Annotated in this window: 15 protein-coding genes and 1 tRNA gene; 7 read left to right on the forward strand and 9 right to left on the reverse strand. The window is 67.9% G+C overall.

The annotated features are described in order from the left end of the window. Positions 1-8: 8 nt before the first annotated feature. A complete protein-coding gene (locus ACTIMO_RS03445; protein WP_055766148.1) occupies positions 9-896 on the reverse strand; it encodes a hypothetical protein in 888 nt (295 codons plus the stop codon). Between the two features lie 164 nt (positions 897-1,060). Here ACTIMO_RS03445 and ACTIMO_RS03450 point away from each other — a divergent pair, with 164 nt between their 5' ends. Together ACTIMO_RS03450 and ACTIMO_RS03455 are read left to right on the forward strand one after the other, a co-directional pair. Then, positions 1,061-1,603 (forward strand): peptidylprolyl isomerase, encoded by a 543-nt coding sequence (locus ACTIMO_RS03450; RefSeq protein ID WP_055766145.1) that lies wholly within the window; start codon positions 1,061-1,063, stop codon positions 1,601-1,603. Positions 1,604-1,841: 238 nt separating this feature from the next. After that, positions 1,842-2,480 (forward strand): rhomboid family intramembrane serine protease, encoded by a 639-nt coding sequence (locus tag ACTIMO_RS03455; RefSeq protein WP_448181497.1) that lies wholly within the window; start codon positions 1,842-1,844, stop codon positions 2,478-2,480. A gap of 386 nt (positions 2,481-2,866) precedes the next feature. Here the strand turns inward: ACTIMO_RS03455 and ACTIMO_RS03460 are convergent, their stop codons facing one another. Then, positions 2,867-3,115 (reverse strand): cell division protein CrgA, encoded by a 249-nt coding sequence (locus ACTIMO_RS03460; protein WP_055766139.1) that lies wholly within the window; start codon positions 3,113-3,115, stop codon positions 2,867-2,869. A 210-nt stretch (positions 3,116-3,325) separates the two neighbouring features. On the opposite strand from ACTIMO_RS03460, the gene ACTIMO_RS03465 reads away from it, so the two are divergent. From ACTIMO_RS03465 to ACTIMO_RS03475, 3 genes are read left to right on the forward strand one after another with little or no spacing between them, the layout of a single operon-like run. Beyond that, positions 3,326-4,111, forward strand: a complete 786-nt coding sequence (locus ACTIMO_RS03465; RefSeq protein WP_235498689.1) for a class E sortase — start codon at positions 3,326-3,328, stop codon at positions 4,109-4,111. A 5-nt stretch (positions 4,112-4,116) separates the two neighbouring features. Further along, complete coding sequence (locus tag ACTIMO_RS03470) at positions 4,117-4,278, forward strand: hypothetical protein (RefSeq protein ID WP_200914763.1); 162 nt, start codon at positions 4,117-4,119, stop codon at positions 4,276-4,278. 3 nt (positions 4,279-4,281) lie between these two features. After that, positions 4,282-4,926 carry an aminodeoxychorismate/anthranilate synthase component II gene (locus tag ACTIMO_RS03475; protein WP_422390948.1) on the forward strand — a complete coding sequence of 215 codons (645 nt, stop codon included), beginning with the start codon at positions 4,282-4,284 and terminating at the stop codon, positions 4,924-4,926. Between the two features lie 12 nt (positions 4,927-4,938). Here ACTIMO_RS03475 and pknB read toward each other — a convergent pair whose 3' ends face one another. Genes pknB through ACTIMO_RS03510 form a run of 7 tightly spaced genes read right to left on the reverse strand, consistent with a single transcriptional unit; the run spans position 4,939 to position 14,494 of the window. Next, a complete protein-coding gene (gene pknB, locus ACTIMO_RS03480) occupies positions 4,939-6,903 on the reverse strand; it encodes a Stk1 family PASTA domain-containing Ser/Thr kinase (RefSeq protein WP_448181498.1) in 1,965 nt (654 codons plus the stop codon). Positions 6,904-6,940: 37 nt separating this feature from the next. Beyond that, positions 6,941-8,740 carry a protein kinase domain-containing protein gene (locus ACTIMO_RS03485; protein ID WP_448181499.1) on the reverse strand — a complete coding sequence of 600 codons (1,800 nt, stop codon included), beginning with the start codon at positions 8,738-8,740 and terminating at the stop codon, positions 6,941-6,943. Continuing rightward, complete coding sequence (locus ACTIMO_RS03490) at positions 8,737-10,179, reverse strand: peptidoglycan D,D-transpeptidase FtsI family protein (protein WP_422390951.1); 1,443 nt, start codon at positions 10,177-10,179, stop codon at positions 8,737-8,739. The genes ACTIMO_RS03485 and ACTIMO_RS03490 overlap by 4 nt, the downstream gene beginning before the upstream one ends. Further along, positions 10,176-11,594: an FtsW/RodA/SpoVE family cell cycle protein gene (locus ACTIMO_RS03495; RefSeq protein WP_448181500.1), complete on the reverse strand. Its 1,419-nt coding sequence runs from the start codon at positions 11,592-11,594 to the stop codon at positions 10,176-10,178. Before ACTIMO_RS03495 ends, ACTIMO_RS03490 begins: the two co-directional genes overlap by 4 nt. Then, positions 11,587-13,224 carry a protein phosphatase 2C domain-containing protein gene (locus ACTIMO_RS03500; RefSeq protein WP_448181697.1) on the reverse strand — a complete coding sequence of 546 codons (1,638 nt, stop codon included), beginning with the start codon at positions 13,222-13,224 and terminating at the stop codon, positions 11,587-11,589. Before ACTIMO_RS03500 ends, ACTIMO_RS03495 begins: the two co-directional genes overlap by 8 nt. 44 nt (positions 13,225-13,268) lie before the next feature. Next, positions 13,269-13,757 (reverse strand): FHA domain-containing protein FhaB/FipA, encoded by a 489-nt coding sequence (locus ACTIMO_RS03505; protein WP_448181501.1) that lies wholly within the window; start codon positions 13,755-13,757, stop codon positions 13,269-13,271. Next, positions 13,754-14,494, reverse strand: a complete 741-nt coding sequence (locus ACTIMO_RS03510) for an FhaA domain-containing protein (RefSeq protein ID WP_448181502.1) — start codon at positions 14,492-14,494, stop codon at positions 13,754-13,756. The genes ACTIMO_RS03505 and ACTIMO_RS03510 overlap by 4 nt, the downstream gene beginning before the upstream one ends. A 318-nt stretch (positions 14,495-14,812) precedes the next feature. Here ACTIMO_RS03510 and ACTIMO_RS03515 point away from each other — a divergent pair. Both ACTIMO_RS03515 and ACTIMO_RS03520 read left to right on the forward strand, forming a co-directional pair. After that, a tRNA-Leu gene (locus ACTIMO_RS03515) sits at positions 14,813-14,895 on the forward strand. A gap of 150 nt (positions 14,896-15,045) precedes the next feature. Continuing rightward, positions 15,046-16,083, forward strand: coding sequence for a M14 family zinc carboxypeptidase (locus tag ACTIMO_RS03520; protein WP_448181503.1), 1,038 nt, complete (start codon positions 15,046-15,048; stop codon positions 16,081-16,083). Positions 16,084-16,112: the final 29 nt, after the last annotated feature.

Here is a 16,112-nt window from a genome sequence, read left to right on the forward strand (position 1 = left end):
GGTCTGGATCAGGCCTTGGGCTCATCCGTCGACTTCGCCGCATGCTTGGCAGACTCGGTGACGTCCTTCGCCTTGTCGGCGACCTTCTCGGCGGCTGCTGCCGTGCCGGTCGTCGCCTTCGCCGTCGCGTCCGAGCTCGCGGCACGGTCAGCGGCTTCCTTGATGGTCGCGACGACCTCCTTGGCCTCCTGCGACTTCTGGCTGGAGACGGGAGCGGGAGTTGCCTTGATCGGAGCAGGTGTCTTCCATGGATCCTCGACCGGCTTGGACGCGCGCCACGCGGCTACTCCGGCCACGACGGCGGCTGCGAGGATGCCGAAGATGAGCCAGCCCTTACCCGACCTGCGGGACTGGTTCTTCCTGAGCTCCTTCGATGCCTGGAGAGTGGCGGCCGCGAGTCGCTTCTGGGCCTTCTTCACCGCCTTCTTGTCGCCGGTCACCTTGGTGACGGCCTTTTCCACGACGGGGGGCACGGAAGCGGCCGCGAGGGACCGGGAGGCTGTATCCGCAGCCTCACCGAGACGGTGGGAGAGGGCCGGCAGGTAGCCGTCGACGACCTTCTCCTTCGCCGAGGTGAGTGCAGGGGCTGCCTTGTCCAGCGTTCCCTGAATCTTCGGCGTGGTGTCGTCGATGACCTGCGTGATGCGTGGTCCGACCTTGTCGAGTCCGTCCTGGATCTTCGGGGTCACCACGGCGATGCCGCCCGAGATCCCCTCCGCGGCCTTACGATAGGTGTCCTGAAGAGCGGGACCAGCGGTCTCCACACCCTTCTCCCAGCGGGGCTTCGCCCAGTCATAGGCGTGGGCGACGTGGGGAGTGGCCCAGTCGCGGGCGGCCGCTACTCCCGCAGCGACATTCTCCTCGAGCTCGTGGGTGACGCGTTCGTTCTTCTTCACAAAAACCTCCAGGGGATGGTTACTCGTTTTCCTCAGCCTACGTTGCGTGGCGCGGCGGATGCCATCCACGGGCTCGGCACGGGCCGGTTTGACCGCGCGTTTCACTGTGCGCGGAATGCGTCTCCCCCAGCTTATTGTCAGTACCCGCGTGGAAGAATGACGAGATGACTGCAATTCCGACCGCAAAAGCGACCATCCACACCAACCAGGGCGACATCGAGGTGAACCTCTTCGGCAACCATGCTCCGAAGACGGTGAAGAACTTCGTCGGTCTCGCCACGGGCGAGATCGCCTGGACCCACCCCCAGACGGGTGAGGAGTCGAACTCGCCCCTGTACAGCGGCACCATCTTCCACCGCATCATCAAGGACTTCATGATCCAGGGTGGGGATCCCCTCGGCCAGGGGATCGGTGGGCCGGGCTACAAGTTCGACGACGAGATCAACCCCGACCTCTCCTTCACCGAGCCGTACAAGCTGGCCATGGCCAATGCCGGCCTGCAGGGCGGTCGTGGGACCAACGGATCCCAGTTCTTCATCACCTCGGTCCCCACCACCTGGCTCCAGGGCAAGCACACCATCTTCGGTGACGTCACGGACGAGGAATCCCGCAAGGTCGTCGACAAGCTGAACTCGATCCCGACCGACATGAGGGACAAGCCCCTCGACGACGTCGTCATCGAGAGCATCACCGTGGAACAGCTCTAACCGGATGTCCTACGGAGTCCCCGCGCCCGACGCCGGCAGCCAGCAGGCGCCGGTGTGTCCCCGCCATCCTGATCGCATCAGCTACGTGCGGTGCCAGCGGTGCGGACGACCGGCGTGCGCCGATTGCCAGAGGCCTGCACCCGTAGGCTTCCAGTGCGTCGACTGCATCCGCGAACAGGCAGCCAATGCTCCTGTCCGCAGGAATGCTTTCGGAGGCATCGCGCGCGGGGGCTCACCCATGGTGACCTACACCCTGATCGGTGTCTGCCTGGTGGTCTTCCTCTTCCAGCTCGTCGTTCCGGGCGTCACCCGGGCCTTCTCCTACGCGCCGATCTATACCGCGGGGGCCGGCGGGATCATTCCCGCGGAACCCTGGCGCATGGTGACCGCCGCATTCCTCCACTCGCCGTCCTCCCTCCTGCACATCGCCTTCAATATGTACGCGCTGTACATCCTCGGGAAGGTGCTCGAGCCATCGATGGGGCGGGCGAGGTTCCTTGCGCTCTACCTCGTCTCGGCCGTCGGCGGTTCCGTCGGGGTCCTGCTGCTCAGCAATGTCCAGCAGTCGGTGGTCGGGGCTTCCGGGGCCGTCTTCGGTCTCTTCGGGGCCCTGTTCATCGTCCAGCGCAAGCGCGGCGGTGACGTACGCCAGATCGTCGTCCTGGTCGCCCTCAACGGCGTCCTGGGTTTCGTGGTGCCCGGCATCGCCTGGCAGGCACACCTGGGCGGGCTCCTCACGGGCGCTGCCTGTGCCGCTGTCATCGCCTATGCCCCGAAGGGCGCCCGGCAGGCGGGGCTCCAATGGGCAGGCCTGGCGGGTGTCGTGGTACTCCTGGGCGTCCTGACCTTTGTAGGGGTCACGCTTCTTCCCGTGTGAGGACAGCAGGACGAGGAAGGGCCGATGCTGCAGCATCGGCCCTTCCTCGTTGTCCACAGGACTTGTCCACAGCGGGGATAACTTACACACATGTAATTCCACAGCTGTGGATAAGCGTGGCCCGGATTTCCGGGCTCTTCCGTGAATCATCAACAATTCTGTGCACACCTGTGGATAACGTCATGCACACCGTGTGTACAGCCGCCGGAGATCTCGGACGGCAGGTCAGCTGTGGGTGGAGCAGACAGGATCTGCCCCTCGTCGACGGGGGAGGGCGAGGGAACAGCGGCGATCGCGATCGCCCCCTGACGCAGCATCGCCGCGAACCCGGGTCCGCGGCGATGCTGCTCTGCCCGATGATCGCGGGCTACTGCTCCTCCTGGGTGTCAGCGCCACCTGGTGGTCATCAGGAACCCGATGATCGCGATGCCGAACCCGACCAGGATGTTCAACGAACCCCAGGCCTCCACGGGCAGGGTGGACTCGGAGATGTAGAACGTGATGATCCAGAGCAGGCCGACGATCATCAGGCCGAACATGACGTACTTGTACCAGGCCGGATTCGGCTTGGGCTGCGAGGACTTCGCGGCAGGCGCCGTGGTGCTGGCTCTCTTGCGGGGCTTCGACTCGGGCACGGCTTCTCCTCGACGGGGCGCAGCCGCGGATCAGCTGCACCGATGGTCTCGCTGGCCGCCCGAAGGTGCCGGGCCCCGCAGGATACCCTGAGGGAGAAGCGACACCCGGCGGCCCGGTTCTCCGACGATTCTAGCCAAGAACCGTGGCCGATCAGTGCATCCCGAGCGGCAGGAGCGGCAGTGGCCAGGTCTACGCTCGACGCCGCTCCCATGGCCCGTACCGATCGCGGATCCGTGCGCCGTCGTCGTTCGCCCGTGCAGCTGGTCGTCCAGATCGTCGGTGAGCTGCTCATTACGGCCGGGCTGGTGCTGCTGCTGTTCGTCGCCTGGGAGGTGTGGTGGACGAACATCGACGCGGACATCAAACAGGACCAGGCGCTCGAGGAGTTCTTCTCGGAGGTCCCGGTCCCGCCGGCATCGAGCGGACCTGCCCCGTCGACCGGCTCCGTGCCTCCGACCGGTGAGGACTTCGGGGAGCCCGCCGTGCTCGAGCCGGACGCCCTCACGGGGACGTTCGGTGTGGCCTACATCCCCCGCTTCGGGGAGGACTATTCACGCCCCATCACCGCGGGCGTGGGGACGGATGTGCTCGACAATCTGGGATTGGGCCACTACCCGGGGACCGCCGCTCCCGGCCAGGTGGGTAACATCGCCCTTGCCGGGCATCGTCAGACGCACGGTCAGGTGCTCGACCAGATCCACACCCTCGTCCCCGGGGACCGCATCTACCTGCAGACCCGTGCCGGGTACTACACCTACGTGTTCCGCAACACCGAGATCGTCCTCCCGGACCAGGTCGACGTGATCGCCCCCGTACCGACGGAGCCGGGCGCCGAGCCGGTGGACCGGATCCTCACGCTGACCAGCTGCAATCCGCGTTTCGGGGCGCAGGAGCGTATCATTGCCTACTCGGTGATGGAGTCCTGGCGTCCGACGGAGGCAGGTCCCCCGCCCGAGATCGCGGAGCAGGTCACCCGCACCGCAGGACGTGGATAGGGCTCATGTACGGACTGATCTTCCGGGCACTCCCCGGCCCGCTGTGGATGCGCATCCTGCTGTCGGTGATCCTCGTGGTGGCGGCTGTCGCCGCACTCATGGTCTTCGTCTTCCCCTGGTTCTCGCAGTTCAACCCGCTCACGGATTCAACGATTGGTTCCCCGTAACTCATGGCTGACACCACCCGCATCCTCGTCGTCGACAACTACGACAGCTTCGTCTACACGCTGGTCGGCTACCTCCAGGAACTGGGCGCCGAGACCACCGTGGTCAGGAACGACGACGTCACCCTGGCGGAAGCCGAGGACATGGCGGCCTCACGTGATGGCGTGCTCATCTCGCCGGGCCCCGGCACGCCGTCCGAGGCGGGCGTCTGCGTTGACCTCATCCGCTGGTGCGGCGAGCAGGCGAAGCCGATGCTCGGCGTCTGCCTGGGCCATCAGGCACTCGCGGAGGCGTACGGAGGCCGGGTCACCCATGCGCCCGAGCTCATGCACGGGAAGACGTCGCTGGTCGAGCACGACGGTACGAGCGTGTTCCGCGGCCTGCCGTCGCCGGTCACGGCTACGAGGTACCACTCCCTCGCCGCCGTCAGTGACGACGTCCCGGCGGACCTCGCCGTCACGGCGCGGACCGCCAGCGGCATCATCATGGGCCTCGAGCACCGGACAGCGCCCCTGACGGGTGTGCAGTTCCACCCCGAGTCCGTCCTCACGGAGGGGGGCTACCAGATGCTGGGAACCTGGCTGGAGTCCCTCGGTCTCGAGGGCGCCGCCACCCGGGCCGCAGGGCTCAGTCCGCTCATCGCCCGTTAGGGGCGTAGCGGTCTAAGTGCCGTCCTCCGTGGGGCGGGTCTCGGATCCGCCGTCGTCCGGCCCCTCCGTGGGTTGCCCGCTGGGCTGATCCGTCGGAGTGGGACGCGGTTCCGTCGGTTCCGTCGGTTCCGCCGTCGGGGCGGGGGGCGCCGTGGCAACGGTCAGGATGATCTCCGTCCCCTGGTCCACCTGCGACCGGGCCTCGGCGGACTGCTCCGTGACGATGCCCGCCGCCACCACGCTGTTCTCGGCCTCACGGACGGTGAACGGCAGCTGGACAGCCGGATCCGCCAGAAGGGCCTCCGCCTGCTGCACGGTCAGGTCGGTGAGGAGCGGCACCACCACCTTGCCGTTGGAGAGCACCAGGTCCACGGCACTACCTGCCGGTACCATCTGTCCGGCCTGCGGACTCGTGGTGAGGACCCGGCCCTGCGCGACCTCCGCGCTCGTCTCCTCCGTCACAGTGCCACCCCGCAGGCCGAGCTCCTCGAGCTGGTCACGGGCGGAGGCTTCGGTCAGTCCGGCGAGCGAGTCGGGTACCGCGATGTTCGCGGGTCCCTGGGAGACCGTGATGTTCACGCGTGACTCCGGATCCACGGAGGCGCCCCCGGACGGATCGGACGAGATCACGGTGCCGGCCTCCACCGTGGCGTTGTACTGCTCGTCCGAGGAGGGCACCAGCCCGGCATCGACGATGGCGTCCGTCGCGTCCTCCTCCGTCATCCCGACGAGATCGGGCACGACGACGGTGGTGGCAGTCGGTTCTGTGCGATTCTCCGAGATCGTGGTGAGCAGGGCGTAACCGCCGGCGAGCACCAGCAGCACGGCGACGAAGAACACGGTGAACCACGCGGCCCGGGAGGACCGACGTCGGCGGTCCCCGTGGCGGTCGGGGTCGTTCCCCCGGTCCAGGACGTCGAAGTGATCGTCCTCGGAGTCCTCCACGGTCGCGGTGCGGTCGGGAAGGCCGCGCTCGGCGGGAATGCGGTGCAGGGTCCGGGTCCGCGGGTCAGGGGTGGCCGCCGATGCACCCGCGAGCGACGCTGCGCCGGGACCGGCGGCGGTCGCCGTTCGTCGGGTGACGTCGAGGGCTTCGGTCCGCAGAGTGCCGGTCGCCGCGAGGACGATCCCCCGGCCGGCATCCAGCAAGGCCCTGCGGAAGGCGGCGGCATCCTGGAACCGGTCCTCCCGGTTCTTCTGCAGTGCCTTCGCCAGGACGGAGTCGAGGGCAGGCGTGAGAGCGGGGTTGAAACTGCTCGCCGCGGGTGCCTCCTCACGGACGTGCTGGTACGCCACGGAGACCGGACTGTCACCGACGAACGGTGGCCGTCCCGTGAGCATCTCGAAGAGCAGGCACCCCGCCGAGTACAGGTCGCTCCGCGTGTCGACGATCTCCCCGCGAGCCTGTTCGGGTGAGAGGTACTGGGCGGTCCCGAGGACCGCCTGGGCTTGCGTCATGGTGGCCTGGGAATCAGCCATCGCACGGGCGATCCCGAAGTCCATGACCTTCACGTCGCCATCGGGCGTGATCATGACGTTGGCCGGCTTGATGTCGCGATGCACGATGCCGGCCTTGTGGCTGTACTGCAGTGCGCCGAGCACACCGGCGAGATACGTGATGCTGTCCTCGGGCGTGAGGTCGCCGGCCTTCACATGGTCGCGGAGGGTCCGGCCTTGCACGTACTCCATGACGATGAACGGCACCCGGACCTCGTGCTGCGGTCGGTCCGGGATCTCCTCCTCGCCGGTGTCGTACACGGCGACGATGCTCGGGTTGTTCAACCCGGCGACCGCCTGCGCCTCCCGACGGAACCGCGACTGGAACAGCGGATCCCGCGCGAGGTCCTTGCGGAGCACCTTGATCGCGACGGACCGCCCGAGCCGCAGGTCGCGGCCGAGGTGGACGTCGGCCATGCCGCCGCGGCCGATCAGCTCGAGCACCTCGTAGCGCCCGTTCAGGATCCGGTGATCGGTCATGAGCCGCCGTCCTCCCGGCGACGGTCCGCGGCACAGGTCATGATCCCGAGGCCGCCGTCTCCGTCGGAGCCGGCGTCGAGGTGGCCGGCGCCGGTGTCGTCGGAGCGGGTTCCGGCGCGGCCGGGGGGCCGTCCGAGACCACGTAGTCGACCTGCGTACCCGGATCGAGGGCGGCTCCCGCGCCCGGATCCAGGCGGAGCACGGTACCCGCCGGCTGCTGCGATTCCTCGCTGCCGACGTTGACGGGCCTCAGCCCGAGCTCGACGAGGATGCTCTCGACCTCCGCGGAAGGACGACCCTGCAGGCCACCGGGGACAGTCACCTGTTCGACCGGCTCAGGACCTCGGGAGACGGTCAGGGTGATGTCCGTCCCGGGTCGCTGGAGACCACTGGGATTGATGGCGATGACGGTACCGGGGTCCTGGTCGGCAAATTCCTCCTCGACATTGACGCCGAATCCGAGAGCGATGAGGCGCTGTGTGGCGTCCTGCTGGGATCGTCCGAGGAACTCGCTCGGCGAGATGGTCACCGCTTCGTCGGCCTCGGCCGTACTGGGAGAAGGGGACGCAGAGGTGGTGCTCGGTGTCGCCGACGGGGACCTGCTCGGCGTCCGCGCGGGCGTGGCGCTCGCCGACGTACTGGTGGTCTCGGCGGGGACGTTCTCGGCATCGTCCCCGGCCAGGATGGGCTGCAGGACGAGGAACGCGATCGCTGCAAGGGCGAGCAGCAGCAGGACGATGAGCGGAATCAGCCAGGGGCTGCGCCGGTTCTCCTCCTCGCGGTAGGCCGGGACGGGGTCGACGACGTCCGGGTCCTCCTCCGACCAGTCCTTCGACGCCGCGAGCGCTGCGGCTGTGCCGGCAGCGGCGGGGGCGGCGACGGTGGGCAGGGGCGAGGTCGTGGGCGGCGGGACCGCCGTCGTCGCCCGGGTGTCCTGCCGCGGTACCGCGGCGGTCGGGGTGTCCGTGCCGGCCGCGAAGGCGAGCATGCCGGGTACGGCCGTCTCGGCGGCCCGGACGTCACCGGACCGGATGGCGTCCACGGCGCGCGCCAGCGATTCGGCATCACGCGGCCGGTCGGCGGGATCCTTGGCGAGCATCGAACCGATCAGGGCACGTACGGGCCGCGGGATCGATTCGGGCAGGGGCGGCGGGGCGTCGTTGACCTGCGCGAGGGCGATCGCGATCTGCGACTCGCCGGAGAACGGCCGGCGCCCGGCCAGCAGCTCGTAGCCGATGACGCCGAGCGCGTAGATGTCGGACGACCCCGTGGCCGGCTGTCCCGTGGCCTGCTCGGGAGCGAGGTACTGCGCCGTGCCCATGACCTGGCCGGTCGCGGTCAGAGGGACCTGGTCCGCCAGGCGGGCGATGCCGAAGTCGGTGATCTTCACCCGGCCGTCGGGCATGACGAGGATGTTCCCGGGCTTCACATCGCGGTGGACGAGGCCCTGGCGGTGGGCGACGGCGAGGGCCAGGGCGGTCTGCCCCACGATGGAGAGTGTCCGGTCCGGTGAGAGCACCTGCTCCTTCTCGATGACCGCGGACAGTGGCTGCCCGGGGACGAGCTCCATGACGAGGTAGGCCGACCCGCCCTCCTCGCCGTAGTCGAAGACGTTCGCGATCCCCTCGTGGTTCAGCAGCGCCGTATGGCGTGCTTCGGCGCGGAAGCGGTTGAGGAAGGCGGGATCCCCGGAGTACTCCTCCTTGAGGATCTTGATGGCGACGACGCGGCCGAGGATCTGGTCGCGCGCCTTCCAGACCTCGCCCATGCCGCCGATGGCGATGCGATCGGTCAGCTCGAACCTGCCGCCCAGGGTGATTCCTGTGGTGGGCCTCATCTGTTCAACACCGCCTCTATGAGTCTCTTGGCACTGGGTGAGGTCAATTGCTGACCAGTGGGGATGTCCACGTTCTCCATCACGATCGATATGGCCACCTGCGGATCGTCCGCGGGAGCGAAGCCTGTGAACCATGCGTTGTCCCCGACGTCGGAGAACTCTGCCGTTCCTGTCTTGCCGGCGACGGCGACACCGGGGACCTGGGCCCCGGTCGCGGTGCCGTTGTCCACGACGTTGACCATCCAGTCGGTGAGCTGGTCCGCCGTCTCCTGGCTGACCGACTGCTGCATGAGCTCCGGTTGCGGGGACTCGATGAGCTCGAGGTCGGCCGCGCGGATGGACTTCACGAGCTGCGGCTTCATGAGTTGGCCGTCGTTCGCGATGGCTGCCGCGACCATGGCCATCTGCAGGGGCGTCACACGCGTGTCGAACTGTCCGACGGCGGACTGCGCGAGCTCCGGTTCGGAGAGGTCCGACGGGAAGCTGCTCGCCACCACGTCGGTCGGGATGGCGAACGTCTCGCCGAAGCCGAACCGAGCAGCCTGTTCTTGGATGGCCTCCTCGCCGAGATCCAGGGCGATCTGCGCGAACGCCGTGTTGCAGGACTGCTCGAGTGCGAACTCCAGGTCCGCCGTCGGCCTGCTCGCACAACCACCAGCGACGAAGTTCGGCAGGGAGTACTCGATGCCCGGGAACTCGAGGGCGGGCGGATTCGGGATCTGGGACTCCGCGTCGTAGCGGCCCGATTCCAGGGCAGCTGCGGCGTCGATCAGCTTGAACACCGAACCGGGAGACACGAGGGACTGCGTTGCAGGATTGGTGTAGAAGGACAGTCCGGGCTGTTCGGACAGTGCCGCGGCGTTCTCCGCGATGACGCCCGTGTCGTGACCGGCGAGCAGGTTCGGGTCGTACGTCGGCTTGGAGGCCATCGCGAGGATGTTGCCGGTCGACGGTTCGAGGACCACGATCGACCCACGTTGGCCCTCGGGGATGAGATCGAAGGCGAGCCGCTGGATCTCGGGGTCGATCGTCAGCTCCACGTTCGCGCCCTGGGCATCCACACCGGAGAACAGGCGCACCACGCGGTCGTAGAAGAGGGAGCTGTCCGTCCCGGAGAGGATCTCGGTCTCCGCCAGTTCGAGCTGCGACGACCCGAGCGAGAGCGAGTAGTAGCCCGTGAGGTGTGCGTACAGATCCGGTTCGTTGTACACGCGCTGATAGTTGAACTGGTCGTTGGACGGGACGGACTCCGCGATCGCCCGACCGTCCACCAGGAGGGCGCCGCGCTGGCGGCCGAACTCCTGGTAGAGCTGGCGGCTGTTCCACGGATTTTCCGTCAGATCCTCGGCCTGGAAGAACTGCACGAAGGTCAGGGACCCGAGCACGAGGGCGAACATGCCGATCGCCACGACCCATGCACTGCGGATGGCCTGGTTCATCGGGTGATCTCCTTCGCCGACTTCTTGGGCTTGCCGCTGACACCGAGCGCCTCGGGGAACGAGTCCTTCATCGGAGCGCTGGGTGCGGGCCGGCGTGCTGTCTCGGAGATGAGCAGGATCAGCGCCACGATCAGCCAGTTGGCCAGCAGCGAGGAACCACCCGCGGACATGAAGGGCGTCGTGAGCCCGGTGAGGGGGATCAGTCGCGTGATGCCGCCGATCACGACGAAGCACTGCAGGGCGATCGTGAAGGACAGGCCGCAGGCGAGCAGTTTGCCGAATCCGTCCTTAGTGCCGAGGGCGGCGCGGATGCCACGTGAGACGAGCAGCACGTAGAGCATGACGATCGCGACCACGCCGATCAGCCCGAGCTCCTCGCCTAGAGCTGCGATGATCATGTCGCTGTTGGCATATGTCACCAGGTCCGGGCGTCCTGCCCCCAGTCCGGTGCCGATCAGTCCGCCGTTCGCGAGGCCGAACAAGCCCTGCACCACCTGGGCGCTGCCGCCGGGAGCCCGGTCGTAGACCTCGGGTGCGAAGGCGTTGATCCAGGAGTCGAAGCGGAGGGCCACATGGCTGAAGAGTTCGAGGGCGACGAAGACTCCGACGCCGATCATCGCCAGGCCGATGAGTACCCAGCTGACGCGGCTCGTGGCGACGTAGATCATCACCATGAAGAGTCCGAAGAAGAGGATCGAGGAACCGAGGTCGCGCTGGAAGATCAGCACGCCGATGCTCACGAGCCAGGCGGCCGCCATGGGGGCCAGGTCGCGGAAGCGGGGCAGCTGGAGGGGCCCGATCTTCTTGCCGGCCAGCAGGATCAGATCACGATTGGTCGAGAGGTACCCGGCGAAGAAGATGGCGAGGGTGATCTTCGCGATCTCACCCGGCTGGAACGTCCCGAATCCGACGGAGATCCAGATCCGCGCACCGTTGATCTCGAGGCCGAGCGGGGTCAGCGGCAGCAGCAGCAGGATGGCACTGACGATCAGGGAGATGTAGGTGAACCTGCGCAGGATCCTGTGGTCGCGCAGGACGATCAGCAGGATCGCTGCCGAGCCCATCGCCACGGCGGTCCAGAGCACCTGCTGCGGTGCAACCTGGACGAAGTCGGGGTTCACCTGCGCGGCCGAGAGATCGAGGCGATGGATCATCGCCAGGCCCACCCCGTTGAGGGCGACGACGATGGGAAGGATCACCGGATCGGCATACTTCGCCTTGACCCGCAGGATCAGGTGGATGAACAGGCTCATGACGCCCAGCGTGATGGCCTGCGACCAGAAATAGTCACCGAGCGGTTCCTCGCGCCCGATACCCGCGAGGTAGTTCGCGCCGACGGCGACCGCGAGGGCCAGGAGCAGCAGGAAGAGCTCGACGGTCCGCCGGGACCTCGGGACGGTCAGGACATCACTCATTGGCTGCACCTCCGCAGTCGACGGGGGCCGGAGCCGCGCCCGCGGAGGCGCCGGGGGAAGGGGTCGCGGCAGTGCTCGGGGACGTGCTCGGGGACGCGCCCGCGCTGCCGCCCGCGGTTGCGGTGGCGGAGGGAACCGGCGACGCACCCTGGGAACGCGGCCCGGAGGACGGCGAGGCCGTCGCCGTGGGCCGCGGACCAGCAGGTTCGGACGGCGTCGTGGCTGCCGATCCCGACGGGGAGGGGACGGGCGCCGATCCCGACGGGGAGGGGGCCGGGGTCGAGGGCGATGCCGTACCTGTGCCGGCGGGATCGCAGGACACGGCGCGAAGTTCTCCGCGGAGATCGCCGATGATCCGCTGGGCCTCCTCGAGGCCCGCGGCCGGAAGGGTGTTGGCGACCTGGGACCGCTGGTACTCGGGGAGGTTCGAGACCGGGATGTCCGTCGTCTCGTAGAGCGTGCTGAGGCTGATGGGACCGATCCGCTGGGGGACGCCGGTGAAGATGGCCACGCGGTTGTCCGCCTCGGCGACGTAGTACCGCGTCTGCGTCCACGTGTAGCCGAGGCCGAGGACCGCGACGAGGATCAGGGTCATCAGGGACAGGAAGGCCGGGACGAGCCAGCGCCGCTTCCGTACCGGCTGCTCGTCCTCGTCCTCCTCCACGGCGGCACTTCCGGCACCGTGGGTCAGCATCATCGCGGCCCGGCGTTCGGTGGACCGCTGCGTCACGATCGGGATCTGGCCGGTCTCGGTCGCCAGGGCCGCTGACCCGACGAGGACGTGCGGCCTCGTGAGGAGGTCCTGGCGGATGACGTCGGCCCGGATGGCCGTTCCCGGCAGGTCTCCCTGCGCGTCGATCGCGCGCGAGGCAGCAGCGGAGGAGCCGTCCCGCTCGCCCGCTGCCTGGCGTGCGGGCGGGATGGAGGTGGGCGGCGCGACGTCGCCGTCCGCCTCTGCCACCTCGATGACGGCAATGGTGATGTTGTCCGGGGAGCCACCCGCGAGGGTGAGTTCGACCAGCGTGTCGACGCAGTAACGGAGGTCGGTGGTCTCGCGCATCACCTGCTCGACGACGCGATCCGAGAGGACGGCGTTCAGCCCGTCCGAGCAGAGCAGCCACCGCTCGCCGGGCTCGGCGTCGAACGCGTGGAGGTCCAGTTCCGGGCTCGCATCGACGTCACCGAGGACCCGCATCAGCACGTTCTTGTGCGGATGGACATCGGCTTCCTCGGGCCTGAGGCGGCCCTCGTCGATCAGCCGCTGGACGAAGGTATGGTCCGTGGTGATCTGCTCGAAGACGCCGTTCTTCAGGCGGTAGGCGCGGGAGTCACCGATGTGCGCCAGGTTCAGCGTGCGGTCCTCGAGGAGGACGGCCGTCACCGTGGTGCCCATGCCGGCCAGCTGTGGATTGGTCGCCACGAGTTCGGAGAGCAGCGAGTTCGCGGTCTGGATCTCGTCCGCGAGGTGCGTCCCGGCGTCGCCGTCGTGGCTGCCGTGATCGAGGTGGACGAGATCCAGGACGGTGGACGCGGACGCGACGTTGCCACCTGCGTGCCCGCCCATGCCGTCGGCGACGACGGCGAGGTAGCGGCCCGCGTAGGCCGAATCATCGTTCTTCGCCCGCACCATGCCCACGTCGGAGCGGGCAGCGAACCTCAGGGCAAGCCGCACTCCTACGGCCTCAATTCGATGACCGTCTTGCCGATCCGGATGGGGACGCCCGGTTCGACGGGCAGCGCACGCGTGAGCTGGGCACCGCCGAGGTACGTCCCGTTGGTGGATCCGAGGTCTTCGATGAACCAGCGGCTGCCCTGCGGGAACAGTCGTGCATGGCGGCCGGATGCGTAGTCGTCCTCGAGGACGAGCGTCGCCTCCTGCGCCCGACCGAGCAGGATGGGGCTTGCGGCGAGGTCGAGGGTGGTTCCCGTGAGCGTTCCCTCGGTGACGACCAGTCGATGGGCGGCGGCCCGCGCGGGTGGAGGTTCCTCGACGAGCTCCGGGTTCTTGCGGATCTCCCGAGCGGTGGGCGTACCGACCTTGTTGCGTCGGCCCACCACGAGATCCCGCCGCAGGGCGCCGACCGAACTGAGGACCAGGATCCAGAGGAGGATGAGGAACCCGAAGCGCAGGAGCGTGACGGTGAGCTCGCCGGCTTCGCTCATCGCTGGCCGCCCTCGCTCTGTGCCTGGACGAGCCGGAAGGTCAGACGCGACCGCCCCATGGTGATCATGGAGCCATCCGTCAGTTCGGCCTGGCCGTCGACGCGCTGGCCGTTGACGTAGCTCCCGTTCGTGGATCCGAGGTCGACGGCGTAGGTGCGGCCTCCCTGGCTGCGGATCTCGAGGTGGCGCCGGGACACACCGGTGTCGTCGACGAGGATGTCCGCCTCTGACGAACGTCCGAGCACGATCGACGGGGAGTTGAGGGAGTAGCGCCGGCCGTCGACGTCGAGGACGGCCTGGTATCGGGTGGGCTGGCGCCGCGGCGCGGCCGGAGCGGACGGGGCGACAGGCCGCCGCGCAGCCGCCTCCTTCTCGATGGAGGAATCGATCTCGAAGACGCCCGCCTTCAGATCCTGGTCGTGCTCGAACGAGACGCGGACCGGACCCTGCAGCGTGTACTGCTGACCGTTGACGTGCGCGATCACGACGTCGCACAGTTCCTCGGCCAGGGCCGAGCCCCACTGCTGTGCGCGTTCGAAGTCGGAGTCGGAGAGGCGCGCGGTGAAGACGTTGGGAGCCAGTGTTCGGCCCTGCGCGAGAACGAGGGAGCGGGTGTCCAGTTCCTTGCGGAGCGCACTCGCGATCTCGAGGGGCTGGACCTGGGACTTGGAACCCGTGGCGAAGGCACCGCGGACCAGCTTTTCGAGCCCGCGCTCCACGTTGTCCAGAATGCCCATCGTCCGCCTCCTCCCCTGTGCCGCTCTGTGGCCTCGGCCCTGCCAGCGGTCTGCTGGGGGCTTCACCCGGTCCTTCTGACGGCAGTGTCCAGCCGGGCATGTTCCCTCCGATACTACTGGGAGCCTCCGGGAATGGGCTCCAGGGTGGCGGTGCCCGGATCACTTTGTCCTAACGATCGCCCGGCGCGCGCTCGGGCCCGGTGTCGCCGTGGTTCTCCCTGCTCCGTGCGGTTTAGGTGATTGCGGTGGCGCTCGGCTATGCTTGTCTCTGCTGTTCACAACACCTGCGCCTGGCGCACGGAGTTGGAATCTCGAATTGCGCGAGTGGCGGAACGGCAGACGCGCTGGCTTCAGGTGCCAGTATCCGAAAGGGTGTGGGGGTTCAAATCCCCCCTCGCGCACAGTGCAGTGGTACATCGGGAAGGGCCTCCGCTCAGCGGGGGCCCTTCCTGCGTTCGGGCCAGTGGCCGAAGTCGGCGCCAAGTTGATTGACACAAGCAACGGTCGGTTGTTCACTGAGTGCATCGCACCCACTCAGGAGGAGCTCGATCATGAAGACATCCAGAACAGTCGCCGCCCTGTCGCTCGCAGCGTTGCTTGCGTCCGGAGCTGCCGCCGCTCCGGCGGTAGCCGTCGGTGAAGGCCCGAACTACGGTGGCAACGAGACGATCAACACGTCGATCCTGCGCACGTACGACGAGATGGTCGCGGAACTGAAGAAACAGGATGCACGCCAGCCGGCCATGGAGCTGGAGGTGATCGGGCAGTCGGTCAAGGGACGCGATCTCTATCTCGCGAAGTACATCTCCGACCCGGACAATCCCACCATCCTCTACCTGACCCAGCAGCACGGGAACGAGCAGCTGACCACGGAGGGGGCGCTCGAATACATCAAGCACCTCGGGACCGGCAAGACGAAGGGCGTGCTCGACGGCGTCAACATCCTCGTCGTCCCGATGCTCAACCCGGACGGGGCGATGGGCGACGTCGACTTCCCCCTCGACGGGTACATCGCCGACGGTGGCAGGACCCTGACCCGCGCCAACGCGACCGGGACGGACCTCAACCGCGACCACGTGGCGAAGATCCAGCCGGAGACGCAGGCGCTGCACGAGAACGTGATGGGCGTCTACGGCATCGACTACATGATCGACCTGCACCACCAGGGCACGCAGAGCGAGCGCGACGGCGAGCTGGTCTCGGGGTCGATCCTCTTCCCCACGACGCCGAATGCCGATCCCGACGTGGTCGAGGGGTCGAAGCGTCTGGGCGCCGTCGTGTTCGATGCCGTGGATTCGACGGGCTGGGGCCACCTCGGCCGCTACGTGGGCGGTTCGGCCGAGACGATCAGCCGCAACGGCATCGCCGTCGAGTACGGCATCTCGACGCTGCTGTTCGAGATGCGCGGCATGTCCGACAACACGAACGAGTCCGCGGTCCTCGGGCAGAAGAGCAACGGCTACCTCATCAAGCAGACGGTGACCACGCTCGATGCCACGGCGCGGGCCATCGCTGACGGCTCGATCGACACGGCGGACACCTCGTTCTGGGACACGCTCGCCGAGCAGACCACGCGCGACACCGAGTAGCGGTCCTGCCCCGCGGCTTCCGCCGACCT

This window comes from Arthrobacter sp. CP30 (assembly GCF_053470025.1).

What these genes read in the sequence shown, in the direction of transcription:
- ACTIMO_RS03485 (WP_448181499.1), bottom strand. Translation starts at nt 8,740, where the DNA reads ATGAGGCCCACCACAGGAATCACCCTGGGCGGCAGGTTCGAGCTGACC.
- ACTIMO_RS03465 (WP_235498689.1), top strand. Translation starts at nt 3,326, where the DNA reads ATGGCCCGTACCGATCGCGGATCCGTGCGCCGTCGTCGTTCGCCCGTG.
- ACTIMO_RS03510 (WP_448181502.1), bottom strand. Translation starts at nt 14,494, where the DNA reads ATGGGCATTCTGGACAACGTGGAGCGCGGGCTCGAAAAGCTGGTCCGC.
- ACTIMO_RS03455 (WP_448181497.1), top strand. Translation starts at nt 1,842, where the DNA reads ATGGTGACCTACACCCTGATCGGTGTCTGCCTGGTGGTCTTCCTCTTC.
- ACTIMO_RS03500 (WP_448181697.1), bottom strand. Translation starts at nt 13,224, where the DNA reads ATGGTGCGGGCGAAGAACGATGATTCGGCCTACGCGGGCCGCTACCTC.
- ACTIMO_RS03495 (WP_448181500.1), bottom strand. Translation starts at nt 11,594, where the DNA reads ATGAGTGATGTCCTGACCGTCCCGAGGTCCCGGCGGACCGTCGAGCTC.
- ACTIMO_RS03450 (WP_055766145.1), top strand. Translation starts at nt 1,061, where the DNA reads ATGACTGCAATTCCGACCGCAAAAGCGACCATCCACACCAACCAGGGC.
- ACTIMO_RS03475 (WP_422390948.1), top strand. Translation starts at nt 4,282, where the DNA reads ATGGCTGACACCACCCGCATCCTCGTCGTCGACAACTACGACAGCTTC.
- ACTIMO_RS03490 (WP_422390951.1), bottom strand. Translation starts at nt 10,179, where the DNA reads ATGAACCAGGCCATCCGCAGTGCATGGGTCGTGGCGATCGGCATGTTC.
- ACTIMO_RS03505 (WP_448181501.1), bottom strand. Translation starts at nt 13,757, where the DNA reads ATGAGCGAAGCCGGCGAGCTCACCGTCACGCTCCTGCGCTTCGGGTTC.
- ACTIMO_RS03470 (WP_200914763.1), top strand. Translation starts at nt 4,117, where the DNA reads ATGTACGGACTGATCTTCCGGGCACTCCCCGGCCCGCTGTGGATGCGC.
- pknB (WP_448181498.1), bottom strand. Translation starts at nt 6,903, where the DNA reads ATGACCGATCACCGGATCCTGAACGGGCGCTACGAGGTGCTCGAGCTG.
- ACTIMO_RS03520 (WP_448181503.1), top strand. Translation starts at nt 15,046, where the DNA reads ATGAAGACATCCAGAACAGTCGCCGCCCTGTCGCTCGCAGCGTTGCTT.